This is a genomic window from Pseudomonas putida, assembly GCF_028682455.1.
In the GTDB taxonomy this organism is placed as follows: Bacteria; Pseudomonadota; Gammaproteobacteria; order Pseudomonadales; family Pseudomonadaceae; genus Aquipseudomonas; species Aquipseudomonas putida_AA.
This window is the reverse complement of record NZ_JANHLD010000002.1, coordinates 233,900-247,979: the sequence shown is the minus strand read 5'-3', so window position 1 is coordinate 247,979 and position 14,080 is coordinate 233,900. Positions and strand designations below refer to the sequence as shown.

The following is a 14,080-nucleotide window of genomic DNA, read 5'->3' as shown; positions in this document are numbered from 1 at the left end:
TTGGCCATGACCCGCACCGCCCTTGCCGCCCTGGTGTTCAGCGCACTGCTCGGCACCCAGGCCTTTGCCGGTAGCACCGGCCCCACCAACCCCAACCCCGAAACCGCACCGGCGACACCGGCACTGCCGGGTGTCAACACAGGCACCAACCCCACCGACACCCCGCTGCCCAACGGTACCGACCCTCGCACCCAAGGCAACGACAATGGCCGCCAGGGGGGAGTCGAAACCGACGGCACCCGGCGAGAGCCCAGCGAGGGAACGGGGTCGGAGAAGGGTGATCAAGATAGCGGGAGCGCAACCGGCAGCTATTAAACGGCAAGGTTCAACCTGACTGAAATGCGGCCGCTTCGCGGCCGATCGCGGGCAAGCCCGCTCCCACAGGTACGGCTTAGCTCCAAAGAACTCCACAGGCCAGCAAGAGCGCAGCGAATTGTGTTTTTGATCGTAATCTTCAGGAGGCCTTTGCTTACTTTGGGCTGGGCCGGCACACCAGTGCTTGCCAAAGTAAGGCGCCACAAGGTCCAAAGGTAACTCGGCATCACCACGAATAATGGATCTGCCTTCACCCACCTACCATTGCCGCTTGTCTGGCCGCGTCAATCCAAGCTTCTCGATCCGGTAGCGAAGCATGTCCCGGCTCAACCCCAGCAACCGTGCCGACTTGGTGACATTCCAGTCGGTACGGTCAAGCATCTTGCGGACCATGTCGCGCTCAACCTCCGGCAAGCTGGTGGTGCCTGGAATCTCTGCACTGCCTTGCAGTTCATGAGCGTGAAGCGGTGCCATCGGCACATCCAGTGGCTCGTCCACCAGGCTCATGCACACATTGAGCTGGTGCGGGGCGATCTCTTCGTCCGGTGCCAGCAGCACCGTCTGCTCAAGCATGTTGCGCAGCTCGCGCACGTTGCCCGGCCAGCTGTAGTTGAGCATCAACTCCTCGGCCTCCGGGCTGAAGAACAGGTGCGACTTGCCATAACGCTTGCCATGCAGGGCCAGAAAATGCCGGGCCAGCAGCAGGATGTCCTCGCCCCGGGCATACAGCCGGGGGACCTTGATCGAGATGATGCGCAGCCGAAAGAACAGGTCGCGACGAAACTTGCCCTGCTGGACCATCTGCTCGAGGTTGCAGTTGGTCGCGCTGATGATGCGCAAATCGACCTTGCGCTCCTTGACCGCACCGATACGGCGAATGGTCCGGTCTTCCAGCAACTTGAGCAGCTTGGCCTGCAGCACCAGGTCCATTTCGCCAATTTCGTCGAGGAACAAGGTGCCGCCATCGGCCGCTTCGACCAGACCGACCCGACGGTCCTTGGCGTCCGTGAATGCGCCCTTTTCATGACCGAACAGTTCCGCTTCCAGGAGGTTGGCCGGGATCGAGGCACAGTTGAACTCGATGAACGGCCCTTTGCTGCGGGCGCCATCAAAATGCAGGGCTCGGGCCACCAGCTCCTTGCCGGTGCCGGTTTCACCTTCCACCAGGACCGGTGGCAAGTCACCGCTGGCCATGCGCCGTTCGGCGTCGAGCAATTGCTTGAGGGTGTGCTTGAGCCCGAGCATGGCCGGCGATTCGCCGATCAATGCCTGGCCACCGGATTTCTGCGCCTCGCGCTCCTGGTAGAACGACAGCGTGCGTTCCATGCGCTCTGCGGCCAGGGCCTTGTCGAGCATCAGCTTGAGCTCGGCAAGCACCACGGGTTTGGTCAGGTAGTGGAAAGCGCCCTCTTTCATCGCCAGCACGGCGTCTTCGACGTTGCCGTAGCCGGTCATCATGATCACCTTGAGCTCCGGTGCCCGTACCGTCAGGGCCTTGAGCAGCTCGTGGCCGCTCATGCCAGGCAACGAGTTATCGGTCAGGACCGCGTCTGGCTGGCACTGCTGCAGTTGGTCCAGCGCCTGCTCGGCAGTGTGGCAGACCGTGACTTCGAAGCCCTTGCGCTCCAGATAGGTCTGGATGTTCTCAGCGAGGATTTCATCATCCTCAACTACCAGGATGCTGTGCTCCATGGTCCCCTCCCAACGCAATATTAAAGATCAGGCATACGCGGGTTCCTTCCTCTTCGCGGCTGCTCAAGGTGATCGAGCCGCCAAATCGTTCCATGATGCGCTTGACCAATACCAGGCCAACTCCGAGGCCGCCCTGCTTGGTGGTGAAAAACGGTTTGAAGACCATTCGCTCCTGCTGCTGGCTCATGCCCTTGCCGGTATCACTCAAGGTTAGCTGGACCTTCCGTTCGCTGGTGAGCTCAACCACCTCCAGGCTCAACTGCCCACCGCCAGGCATGGCTTCCAGGGCGTTGGAAAACAGGCTGTTGAGGATCTGCGTGAGCAACACCGGCTGGCTCACCACCAGCGCCGAGGGCGGCACGCTGACCTGTAGTTGCACCTTGTTGCGCTCGATCTGCTGGGCGAAGGCATTGCAGGTGTCATCGACCGCGGCCACCAGGTCGACGGCCTCGGCATCATCCTTCAAGGGCCGCAGCGACACCAGGAGCTCGCGCACCCAGCGTGACATACGGTCGACCTGGCTGATGATGTCGCCAATGTTCTTTTGCGAGCGCTCGCTGGCAACCTCCTGGGCAAGCTCGGCGCTGGAGCGAATGGTCGCCAACGGATTGCGCAGGCTGTGCGCCACGGCCGAGGACATTTCGCCCAGGGCGACGAAGGTTTCGCTGGCCACCAGTTGCCGTTGCTGGGTTTGCAGCATGCTCGCGGCACGTCGCACGATCCAGAACAGGCCGAAGTAGATCAGCGCACCGCCGAGCAGCGTCGACGTCCAGATCAGCACGTAGCCGCGCTGGATACGCCGCACCAGGTCCTGGGGCTCCTTGTACACCTCCACCATCGACAGCACCTTGGGAAACGCTGCACAAATCAGCCATCTGCCTGAGTGCCCAGCTCCGCGTATAATCACCAGACACTGCCACTACCTCAGCCAAGCCACCCGATGAAACAGATCACATTCGCCCAAGCCGAGCATCAGAACAAGAAAAAGGTTACTCGCCGGGAACGCTTCCTAGCTGAGATGAATGTACTGGTGCCCTGGCAGCGCCTGCTGGATGCCCTGTCGCCCTCATATTACCCTGACTCTGCCGGCAAGCGTGGCCGCCCACCTACTCCGCTAGAGCGGATGCTACGAATCTACTTCCTGCAGCAGTGGTATGGCCTGGCTGATGAGGCTCTTGAGGATGCGATCTACGACAGTCAGGCGATGCGTGATTTCGTCGGCATTGATCTGTCCATCGAAAGCGTGCCGGATGCTACAACACTCCTGCGTTTCCGCCACCTGCTGGAAAGGCATTCGCTGACGCAGCGGATCTTCGAGGAGATTAACGCCAGCCTGTCAGAACGCGGACTATTCATGCGCGAAGGGACCATTGTCGATGCCACCATCATTGCTGCTGCACCTTCTACCAAGAACAAGGCCAAGCAACGTGATCCATCAATGAAGCAGACTCGAAAAGGCAACCAGTGGTTTTTCGGCATGAAAGCCCATATCGGTGTTGATGCAGTAACCGGTCTGACGCACAGCGTGGTGGCCACCTCGGCCAACCAGGCGGACATAACGGTAGCCGAGCAGCTCCTGCGGGACGGCAAGGAACCAGTCTATGCCGATGCCGGTTACACGGGGCTTGGCAAGCGTCTTGCTGGGTGTGGCGACAGCCTCCCTGCACTGCGAATTGCTGCACGGCGCAGCACCATCAAAAAATGGAAGATGGCCCGGAGAAGCAGATCATGCAACGTATTGAACACTGCAAAGCGAGCATCCGCGCAAAGGTGGAACACCCGTTCCATGTGATCAAGAACCTGTTTGGCCACCGCAAGGTACGCTACCGTGGCATGGAGAAGAATCAGGCCCAGCTGTTCAGCCTGTTTGCACTGGCCAACCTGGTGTTGGCCAAGCGGTGTTATGCGATGACAGACGGGGTTATTGCGTCTTGAAACCCGGTACTGGTGAAAACTGGCCCAAATGGCCAGAATTGAAGATGATTTGCGTGGTGCTGTCGCCGAGAGCGGGTTGGCTGCATCAAAAACCATTGATTGGAACGGCCGCCGCGCCAATCTGAATTGATCAGCGATTCCCTTGGTGCCACTGTCGTCGAACATGGGGATGTAGTTCTCGATGAACAGGTACTCAGGCTCGCGCTGGAATTTCTGTTCCTCACGGTCTTCATCGGCCTTGTGGTAGCTGGCCGACACCGGCATCTGCGAGTTGAACGACTCGTCGAGGTCATGATCGGCATCGATCCTCTTGCCAATCAGCTGCGGGTTGGTGGACCAGACGATGGTCCGGTCCAAGGCATAGACATTGCTCAGCAAGGTGTCGGGCAGGTGCTCGACATGATCGAGAAACTCGTTGCGGGTGGCCGCGGCAAGGTCGGCACTGACGTGGGCATGCTGGCCATCCTGGCGCGGGTCGAGCAGCTCGGCCATGGTGGTGCCCGGTGGAATGCGCGAATGCCGCACCTCGGCCTGGGCCATGGCCTGGATGAACTGGGCGGTGAGCATGGCATCGCGTTCGACGCTGTCATTGACCACGAAGCGCGTCGAGACATAGCCAAGGCCGATCGCCACCGACGCGATGATCAACAGGCTGACCACGGAAAACCAGCGCAGCAGGTTGAACTCGCGCAGGTTGCGGTTGGGTATCGACTGCGTGTCGCGGCCCTCATCGGCCAGTTTCTTGTTCAGCACCTGCATCGGGTCTTCCTGGCGGGCTGCATTTTTCTTAGAACTTATAGCTCAGGCAGATCCCGGCGTTTTACATCAATTCTTATGGCCGTTCGCCCAGTGATAGTATTTTGCCTTTAGTGGACCTCCAGAGCCCCGCCCGCCGGGCCTCGTACCTGCTCCAGTGCCCCCTGGCGCGTGGTTTCCTGCTGGAGAAAATCAAGCAACGCATCGGCGTCCTGCAGGTTCAGGCGCAGGTTGGGCATGGCCACCCGGTCGTACTGTTCATACAGCGCGACCGCCACGGCATCCTTTTCCGCCAGCATATGATCCGGCTCGCGTATCCAACGGCTCAGCCAGGCCCGAGCACGGCGCTGGGTCACCCCCAGCAGGTCGGGCCCGACGTCACGCATACCAAGGCCCTGGCCATCCTGCGGCCCGAGGCTATGGCAGGCCGCACAGCGGGTACGAAACAGCTCTTCACCACTACTGGGAGGGCGGATTTCCGGTGCCTGGGCGTAGCTTTCCTCGACGCTGGGCTGCTTCCAGTTCTGCAGGCTGTTGGCCAACTGGTCGGCGAGTATCCAGGGATTCTCGAAGGGCGACGCCTTCATCCAGCGGCCGGTGGCCTGGTTGCCGACGATCAGGCTCAGGTTGTGGTCGCGGCTGCGACCATTGTCGACCCCTTCGATGAACAGCCCCAGGCGCCGGCGCAAGGCATCGATCTGGTCCTTGTCGCCGGTCAGAAAGCGCCAGCCCGGCCCCGCCTTGAATTTCGCGGCATAGGCCTTGAGGACTTCGGGGGTGTCGCTGAGCGGGTCGATACTGATCGAGTAGAAAAACACGTCGCGCCCCACTCGCTCGCCAAGCAGTTGCTGCACCTGGCGCAAGCGGGCCGTTTCCAGCGGGCAGGAGTCGCCACAGCCGGTGAAGATGAAATTGATCACCACCACCTTGCCCTTGATCAGGTCGTCGAAAAAATGCACCGGCTGACCGTCCTGATCGGTCAGCGCAGTATTGGGGAAAAAACCCGCCCCCCAGGGGGTGGCCTCCTCGGCCATCCCCTGGAGCGCCCAGCACAGCAACATGCACATCAGGTAACGGCTCATCATCGTTGCCTCGCTATTTGCCGACCTTGACCTGCGGGCCCTTGCCATCCCCGGTACGCCAGGTCGGCAGCGCGGCTGAGTTGATGTAGCTGACCCCGTCCCAGCTCGGCAACGGCGTGGGCATCAGTTGCAGCTGGCCGGGGTGCTCGATATCCCAGCGCAGCAGCATCGAGTTGTCCTCGTGCTGGGTGTTGTGGCAGTGCTCCATATAGGTCCCGGCAAACTCGCGAAAGTTGATTGCCAACTCCACGTTGTCCAGGCCATCGCCTTCGCTGCCTATGCGGTAGACGTCCTTGCGCGCCCACTTTTCCCACTCAGGCGGCGCCTTGCCGCCACGGCTGAGGATGATGCCTTCCTCGAAGTGCACATGCACCGGGTGGCTCCAGCCGTTGCCGCCGTTCTGGATTTTCCAGACTTCCAGGGTGCCCAAGCCACTGGCACCGGCATCGGTCGGCCCGGTCGCCAATTGCGGCGAGGCACTGAGCCGTCGTGGGTCCATGTTGTAGCCCAGGCCACCGTCGGACTTGATCGTCCACGGCACCTGGTCGGTACCGTCGGAGCGCCCGAAGATGAAGGTGCGATGGCGGGCCTGGGCCAGCCGCGCCTGGTCGGCCGGGTTATCCCGGTGCAACTTGAGCGGAAACATCACCTTGCCCTCGGCCTTGCCTGGCTTGGCCGGCTCGTAGGCGGACGGGTCCATGGCCAGGTCCTGGCCGCTGTAGGCCTTGACGTTGAGCTGCAGCACCTTGCCCACCGCCGGGTCGCCCTTGTCCCATTGCGGGCCCTTGCTGGTCTGCTTGATCACCGCCTGGTATTTCTCGGACAGCACATCGGCCAGGTCGATATCTTCCTTGGGCCCCTTGCCGGTGTCGTGGGCCTTGAGGTTGACCAGGAACAGCTTGTCGCCCGCCTTGACGCCGTTCCTGGCGAAGTTGACGACAATGTCAAAGCGCTCGGCGATGCCCTGGGTAGGCAAGATGGCGTTGTGATTCTGGCGATTGCCGTCGGCATCCAGGTCCATCGTGCCGTCGAACGGCACGGCATGTTCCATGATGTTGCCGTCGTTGGCGATCATGTGGAACGGAACCCGTGCATAGGACAGCCCCGAGCCCTTGGGCCCGGCAAACTCGCCCCCGCTACCCTTGACCTCACGGACCAGCGCCAGCTTGAAGTAGCGCGACACTGAGCCATTGAGAATTCGAAAGCGATAGCTGCGCGCACGAACATCGAGAAACGGCTTGTACTGCCAGTTCACCAATACCTGGTCGCCAAGGAAGCCATCGGTGTTGAAGGGGTTGAACCACAACTGGCCATCGGCATTCCAGGCCTTGTCGGCGATCAGCAGGTTGACGTCATAGTCGCGGTTGCCCCACGACAGCGCGGAGCCGCTGGGCAGGCGCAGGTTGACGCCATCATCGAAAGCTTCGTTGCCACGGTCCAGGGCGCTGTAGTAGTTCATCATCGCCGCGTTGCCCTTGTAGACGTTCTGCGCGGTGAAATCGAGCATGTGGTCGTGGAACCAGTGGGTGCTCATGGTCTCGCGCCAGTCACCGCGTATACGGATGCTGCCGTTGTCGCAGGTTTTCAGGCCCGGGTTGGCGTCATTGACCCACAGGGTTTCGCCGGGGGTGCATGGGAACGAGGCGCGCGGGTCTTCGGCACGGGTGTTGACACTGTCATAGCCGGCCAGCTGCAACGGCCAGCGGTAGTCGTAGTACTGGCCGGGGAAGAAGAACGCATTGGCGTAGCCATCGCTTTCGGCCGGGGAATGGCCGTTGTGCTCGTGAGTGCTGATGGTATGCAGGCCAAAGCCGTGGTTGGCTGCCGGGTCGATGGGCAAGGCGTTGTAGTGGCGCATCAGCAGGGGCTGGCCATAGCGCACCATCAGCAGCTTGGCCGGCAACGTGCCGTCGAAGGTCCACAATGACTTGTGATCCTGCAGGGGCATGTTGGGGTGAAAACGGGTGTCGATGCCCTTGGTGGTGCCCAGGGTGTTGGCCTGGCCTGCGGTGTTGTAATAGAGCCCGCCGGGCGCGAACTCACCGACGCTGTAGTGGTGCATCTGTACAGCGTCGCGCAGGCCGCCATTGATCCGTGCCCCCGCCTGCGCCGTCTTGTACGCCGCTTGCGGGTAGAACTCGTTCCAGCGCTGGTGCGACCAGCCCTTTCCCGGTGGGCGCCCTTCGGCCGGCGCGCCGACATGGCGGTTCAGGAACATCTCGATTTGTGCCTGCCAGGGGTTGCGGTCGACCACATTGGCGAACTGGCTGGGGAACGGGCTCAGGCCCGGTTGCTTGAGAAAGGCGTCCAGCGCGGGGCCACTGGGCGCACTGCGGGCAACGTTGAGCGGGTCCTGCTGCGGGGCCGGGCCAGTGCTGGGTGCCGGGAACAGCAACGGGCCCGATGGGGTGGTGGGGTCCAGGCGCGTGGGCCCGAATTCCTCGAACAGCAACAACTGCTGGCTGAAGGGCTGAGCCCCGAACATTGGGCTTGGGGCCCCATTGGTGGGGTAGTTGAACGAGGTCTGCAGCGCCGGGGGGCGCGGGTTCTCCTGGCGGGGTGTGTTGCGATCACCCTCACCCTCGGAGGTATCGAACGCCGCAACGTTGGCTTCAGGCAGCGACAGCAGGTTTCCCAGGGCCGCAGCAGGGTCGGCCGGCACATCGCTGTAGGCCGACGGATCTCCCGGCTCCGGCTGTTCGACATCGTCGATCGGGCTGGCAGGCACTTCGGCCGCCAGCAACAAAGCCAGAGCAGCGCTCAGGCACAAAGGGTAGTACACACGCTTGGCCATGATCTCTCACCCAGTTTTGTTGGACCGGTAATGTCCATTTGCAATTACTCGGCCAAAACTGTTTCAAGATATGTACATTTTATTTTTCAATGAAATAGATCAGAAATCTAATAATCAAGATTAGATTATGGTGAAAAAGAGTTCCCCGGAATCGGGTAATGAATGCGCTGCCCTCAACCGGCAGGCGGCGTCGGGATGACGCGGAAAGCCAGTTGCACGCTGGTGCCCTCGCCCTCGCTGCTGGTCAGGCGCAGCGAGCCGCCAAAGCGTTCCATGATCCGTTTGACCAGCACCAGGCCCACGCCCAAGCCGCCCTGCTTGGTGGTGAAGAAGGGCTTCACGGCCATGCGCAACTGCTCCTCGGTCATGCCCTTGCCGTTGTCGCACACCCGCACGATCAGGGTCTTGCGGTTGTGCTTGACCTTCTCGATACGCAGGGTGCCGCCTTCGGCCATGGCTTCCAGGGCATTGGCGATCAGGCTGTTGAAGATCTGCCCCAGCAACACCGGCTGGCTGAGCACCTGCACCCCGGACAGGGGGTCGGCCTGCACCTGGATACCCTGGCGACGCAACTGCAGGGTAAAGGCCAGCAGGCTGTCCTGCACCACGCGCTCGAGTTCCACCGGCTCGGCCTCATCGTTGAGCGGGCGCAGCGACTGAAGCAACTGGCGTACCCAGTGCGACATGCGATCGACCTGGCTGATGATGTCGCCGATGTTCTTTTGCGCCGGGCCCTCCTCGAACTCCTGGGCAAGTTCGGCGCTGGAGCGAATGCTGGCCAGCGGGTTACGCAAACTGTGGGCCACCGCCGACGACATCTCGCCCAGTGCCACGTAGGTTTCGTTGTTGATCAAGTGCTTTTGTTGCGCCGCCAACTGCCGGTTGGCGCGGTACATCAGCCAGTAAAGGCCGCCATAAACCAGCGCGGCGCCTACCGCGACCGCCAGCCAGATCAGGATCAGGCCGCGCTCGATTCGCAGGATCAGGTCGCGCGGCTCCTTGTAGATTTCCACCATGGCGGTGACGTTCTCGCCATCGGCGTCGAACAGCGGGATGTAGTTCTCGATGAACAGTTGCTCGGGCGGGGTGATGAACTTCTGCTCGCTGCGCGCCTGGTCGACATCGTGGTAGCTGGCCGACACCCGCACCTTGTTTTCGAAGGCCATTTCCAGGTCGTCATCGGATTCGATCATCTTGCCCACCAGCGCCGGGTTGCTCGACCAGATCACCATGCGGTCCGGCGCATAGATGTTGGCCAGGAGCATGTCGGGCAGGTTGGCGACATGATCGAGAAACTCGCCCCGGGCACTGCGCCGGGCCTGGGGATCGACTTCCGGGAAGCTCTGGTCCAGGCGCGGGTCGAGCAATTCCCCCATGGTGCGCACGTTGGGAATGGACACATGGCGCACCTCGGCCGAGGCAATCGCCTGTATGAACTGCGCCGTCAGCAACGCATCGCGCTCGACGCTTTCGTTGATCACGAAGCGGCTGGAAATAAGCCCCAGGCCCACGGCCACCGAGAGGATGATCGCCAGGCTGACAAAGGCATACCAGCGCAGCAGGTTGAACGGCCGCTTGCCCGTGCCTGCGCGGTGGGTGGTTTCTTGCAGGGGTGGCGAATCCAGGCGTGATTGCAGGTCCATCGCGAACTCCGGCAGGTGAGTTCTAAGGTTATAGCCCAGTTCCCGTGATTACCCCGCTGTGCTCCCCCAATCACCCCCAACCCTGGGTCATCGGCCCCGGCCACTGCAGCAGCGAAAATGCCCTCCACTGCCCTGCAGCCCTTGTGCCAGGCGGATTTCACAACATTGGTATGGAAGTTGCCGAGCTTCGTGCAGACGACCCAAGTCCATGGGCCCGATTGCAAGAGGGAAGACTCATGCACCGTCCAACGCCCCACCCGCTGGCTTTGCTGATCATGGCAGGCCTTATCCAGGCACCCGCCCAGGCCGCGCTGTACGAAGTAGATCCCGGGCCCTACCTCCCCGCAACCGGCGGATTCGCCGCCTGGTACCAGGACACCCACGGCCGAGTCCTCGACCTGTGCCTGACCAAGGCCGTCAGTTCGCGGGTTGCCGGGGCACCCGGCGCACCGTCGTACATGTGCGTGCTCAACCCGGCACCCGGGGTGTTCGATGACACCCGGCCGATCAGTTTCCCCACCAACTATCCCGATGAAACCTTCTGGTTCACCGCCGATGCAGCGATTGTCGATGCTGCCCGCGGCATCGACCTGAGTTACGGCACGGCCATCGAAGCGGCCTTTGCCGCCGAAGAAGTGAAAGAGGGCGAGCAAGTCAGCTTCGCCCGGGTACGTATCCGCGTCGATGTACCCACCGCAGGTACCTACATCGTCACCCACCCGTACGGCGTCGAAGTATTCGATGTGCCGGTGGCGGGACGCCGGGCGATCAACATGACCCGCGACATCGGCATCGGCGCGCCGAAAACCTACACCGGTGCACTCAAGGGCGATGTCGGCCCGTTCCTGCGCGGTGTCGGTGGCCCGTACACCGAGACCAACCCGGCCACCGGTGCCAGCGAACGCTTCATTGGCGACCCGAACCTGGAAGAAGCCGTCACCGGCAGCCCGTTCAACACCAACTTCGTGCGCATCGAGGGGCCCAATGGCATCGACGTGCGCACCGAGCTGTTCTCGGTATCGGGCAAACTGTCGGAGGTGATCCGGCCAACCCCGATCATCGCCCAGCGCAGTACCTACTCGCGCCACAGTGAAAACGGCGACCTGCGCGCCCAGCAGGATGTCTTCGTGCTGGCCCCTCCACCTCCCGGCACCGCCACACTGATCAGCCAGACCCCCAACCTGACCCTCACCGAAGCCAACAGCACCGGTGCCTGGTACGGCCAGTCCGTCCTGAATCCTGCCCTGCCGCTGAACCTGCAAGTGACCGCCGACAACCAGCTGGCGATCCCCAGCAGCACCCCTACCACCCTGACCATGCCGCTGACCGACCTGGTAGTGATCCAGCGCGCCGAGTTCAGCCTGGCCTCGGGGCAATTGACCCTGGTCGCCTCGACCAGTGATGAAACCAGCCCGCCCGTGCTCAGCGCCAGCACTGGGAACGGTGCCTCGATCGGCACCCTGAGTGGCAATGGCGCGGTCAAGACCCTCACCACCGGGCTCTCGCCGATCCCGCCAGCCGTGGTCACGGTGACCAGCGGCAATGGCGGTAGCGACAGCGAAGAAGTGGTGCTCGTGCCATGAACATCATCTCGCCACGTTCCGTAGCAGGAGGCAGCATGAACAACTGGCCACGCCTGGCGCTCTGCGCAGCCGGGCTTTCCCTCTCGCTGGCCGGCACTGCCTGGGCCGGCCTCAAGGCGGTCGATCCCGGCCCCTATACCCTGGCCACCGGGCGTTACCCGATGTGGTACCAGGACCACGACAACCTGTCGATGGAGCTTTGCCAGTCAAGGGCTGCAAGCTCCCGCCTGCCGATCTCGGTGCCACCGAACTACATGTGCACCCTGCTGCCGGAGCCGGGTGTCTACGACGATAACCTGCCCCTGGTATTCCCGGACAACTGGCCACCGGAGATGTTCTGGTTCCTGGCTGAAACCGAGATCCCGGCGGTGGGCAACAGTGGCTACGAGCTGGACGTCTATGTCGCCGGCATCGAAGCGGCATTCGCCAGCGAAAACCCGATCGATGGCGACCAGCAGAGCTTTGCGCGGATCCGCCTGCGGGTCTCGGTTCCCGTGGCCGGCACCTACGTGATCACCCACCCCTACGGCAAGGAGACGGTCAACGTCACCACCCCGGGACGTCGGGCGATCAACATTACCCGGGACATCGGCATCGGTGCGCCGGGCAACTTCAGCGGCGTGCTCAACGGCGCCGTCGGGCCGTTCCTGCGCGGTGTCGGTGGTCCTTACACCGAGATCAACCCCGATACGGGTGCCAGCGAAACCTACATCGGCGACCCCAACCTGACCGAGCGGGTCACCGGTAGCCCGTTCAACACCAACTTTGTGAGCATCGAGGGCCCGCCCGGTACCATTCGCACCGAGCTGTTCACGGTCTCCGGCAAGGTGCTCGACCCACGGTCGCAGGTGCCAGCGGAACTGGAGCGTGCCAGCTACCACCGCAACGCCGCCGGCACCCGTGTCGAGATATTCGCCAAGGCGCCCAACGCCGCCACCCTGTGCTTTCGCCAGACCCTGGCGCTGGTACCCGGCACCCCGCCTTCGCCTTGCCAGTTCAACCTGTTGGCCGACAACAACGGGCTGTTCTTCGCCAATCACCTGAGCACCGCTGCGCCTCCCCCGGTGATCGTGGTCACGGCCACCGACCCTACCGGCGCCAAGCGCCCTACAGCCTTGTCGAGAAAGCTCACCGACGTGGTCAAGGTGCAGACCGCCCGCTATGACTGGGCCAACAAGCGCCTGCGGATCGAGGCCAGCTCCAGCGACGAAGTACAGGTCCCCGACCTGGTCGCCCAGGGCTACGGTCGCCTGTCGAAGTCCGGCAACCTGCAGACCCTCACCGTCAACGACGTGGCCCAGCCGCCTTCGCACGTGACGATCAAGTCCGCCGCCGGTGGCAGCGACACGGAGCCAGTGGTGATCGTCGGCAACGCGCCGGTAGAGGCAGACAACCAGGCACCGCTGGCACAAGCCGACCTGGGCAGCACCACCTTCGGCGTGCCGCTGACCCTGAGCCTGCTGGCCAACGATAGCGATCCGGACGGCGATGTACCGCTGACCATCAGCGACCTCACCCAACCGGCCACAGGCCAGGGCACTGTCGCCTTGAGTGGCAGCGCTGCCGTGACCTACACCCCACCGGCGGTGGTCAACGCGCCGCTGGTCGCCACCTTTACCTACCGTGCCCAGGACAAAAAAGGGCTGAAATCCGAAGTGACTACCGTGACGGTCAACGTCGCCCCCAACCAGGCGCCGACAGCGGTCAACGACAGTGCCTCCACCCTGGGCGTGACGGTGCCGATCAACGTGCTGGGCAACGACACCGACCTGGAAGGCAACACCCCCCTGGCTGTCGCCAGCGTGACCCAACCGGTCGATGGACGCGGCAGCGTGAGCACCGATGGCAACCAGGTCACCTACACCCCACCGGCGACCATCACGGCAGCCTTCACAACCTCGTTCACCTACATCGCAAGGGACAGCCTCGGCGCCCTGTCGGCACCGGCCACGGTCACCGTGCAGGTCTCGCCACGGCCAGCGGCGGAAACCTTCGCCGTGACCGCCGCGACCGTCACCGCGCGCTCCAACAACCGCTTCAACTGGGACCTCTCCGGCACCTCGTCGGTGACCACCGGTAACACCATCACCGTGCAGGTCACCACCCCGACCGGGCTGGTCACCCTGGGCAGTACCACAGTGCCGCTGACCGGGCGCTGGCGGTTGACGGTGAGCAACAGCACCACGGTGGTACCGACCGCAGCACCGTCGGCGACCATCCGCAGTAGCCAGGGCACCGTCCGTACCGTGCCGGTCACCGTGCAGTAACCCGCAACAACAG

Annotated in this window: 8 protein-coding genes and 2 pseudogenes; 4 read left to right on the top strand and 6 right to left on the bottom strand. The window is 62.7% G+C overall.

Features of this window, described 5'->3' with window-relative positions; translation table 11 throughout:
- The first annotated feature begins 6 nt into the window (after window positions 1–6).
- Window positions 7–315 carry a hypothetical protein gene (locus tag NPS58_RS11855; RefSeq protein WP_274115541.1) on the top strand — a complete coding sequence of 103 codons (309 nt, stop codon included), beginning with the start codon at window positions 7–9 and terminating at the stop codon, window positions 313–315.
- Window positions 316–573: 258 nt separating this feature from the next.
- Here NPS58_RS11855 and NPS58_RS11850 read toward each other — a convergent pair whose 3' ends face one another.
- Together NPS58_RS11850 and NPS58_RS11845 are read right to left on the bottom strand one after the other, a co-directional pair.
- Window positions 574–2,007: a sigma-54-dependent transcriptional regulator gene (locus NPS58_RS11850; RefSeq protein ID WP_274115540.1), complete on the bottom strand. Its 1,434-nt coding sequence runs from the start codon at window positions 2,005–2,007 to the stop codon at window positions 574–576.
- Window positions 1,982–2,857 (bottom strand): annotated as a pseudogene (locus NPS58_RS11845) (sensor histidine kinase); the annotation flags it as partial. The gene NPS58_RS11850 and the pseudogene NPS58_RS11845, both read right to left, overlap by 26 nt.
- Before the next feature lie 90 nt (window positions 2,858–2,947).
- Between NPS58_RS11845 and NPS58_RS11840 the strand changes: the two are divergent.
- A protein-coding gene (locus NPS58_RS11840) for an IS5 family transposase (RefSeq protein WP_147811342.1) occupies window positions 2,948–3,942 on the top strand; the annotation gives its coding sequence in 2 pieces (ribosomal slippage) (window positions 2,948–3,707 and window positions 3,707–3,942; 996 coding nt in all).
- Between the two features lie 132 nt (window positions 3,943–4,074).
- Here NPS58_RS11840 and NPS58_RS11835 read toward each other — a convergent pair.
- The 4 genes and pseudogenes from NPS58_RS11835 to NPS58_RS11820 form a co-directional block, all read right to left on the bottom strand.
- A pseudogene (locus NPS58_RS11835) lies at window positions 4,075–4,701 on the bottom strand (two-component sensor histidine kinase); the annotation flags it as partial.
- A gap of 107 nt (window positions 4,702–4,808) precedes the next feature.
- Window positions 4,809–5,780 carry an SCO family protein gene (locus NPS58_RS11830; protein ID WP_274115539.1) on the bottom strand — a complete coding sequence of 324 codons (972 nt, stop codon included), beginning with the start codon at window positions 5,778–5,780 and terminating at the stop codon, window positions 4,809–4,811.
- A 13-nt stretch (window positions 5,781–5,793) separates the two neighbouring features.
- Window positions 5,794–8,574 carry a multicopper oxidase domain-containing protein gene (locus NPS58_RS11825; RefSeq protein ID WP_274115538.1) on the bottom strand — a complete coding sequence of 927 codons (2,781 nt, stop codon included), beginning with the start codon at window positions 8,572–8,574 and terminating at the stop codon, window positions 5,794–5,796.
- A gap of 173 nt (window positions 8,575–8,747) precedes the next feature.
- Window positions 8,748–10,217 (bottom strand): sensor histidine kinase, encoded by a 1,470-nt coding sequence (locus NPS58_RS11820; protein ID WP_274115537.1) that lies wholly within the window; start codon window positions 10,215–10,217, stop codon window positions 8,748–8,750.
- Window positions 10,218–10,453: 236 nt separating this feature from the next.
- Between NPS58_RS11820 and NPS58_RS11815 the strand changes: the two genes are divergently transcribed.
- Both NPS58_RS11815 and NPS58_RS11810 read left to right on the top strand, forming a co-directional pair.
- Window positions 10,454–11,800 carry a hypothetical protein gene (locus NPS58_RS11815; protein WP_274115536.1) on the top strand — a complete coding sequence of 449 codons (1,347 nt, stop codon included), beginning with the start codon at window positions 10,454–10,456 and terminating at the stop codon, window positions 11,798–11,800.
- Between the two features lie 35 nt (window positions 11,801–11,835).
- Window positions 11,836–14,067 (top strand): Ig-like domain-containing protein, encoded by a 2,232-nt coding sequence (locus NPS58_RS11810; RefSeq protein WP_274115535.1) that lies wholly within the window; start codon window positions 11,836–11,838, stop codon window positions 14,065–14,067.
- The last annotated feature ends 13 nt before the right edge of the window (window positions 14,068–14,080 follow it).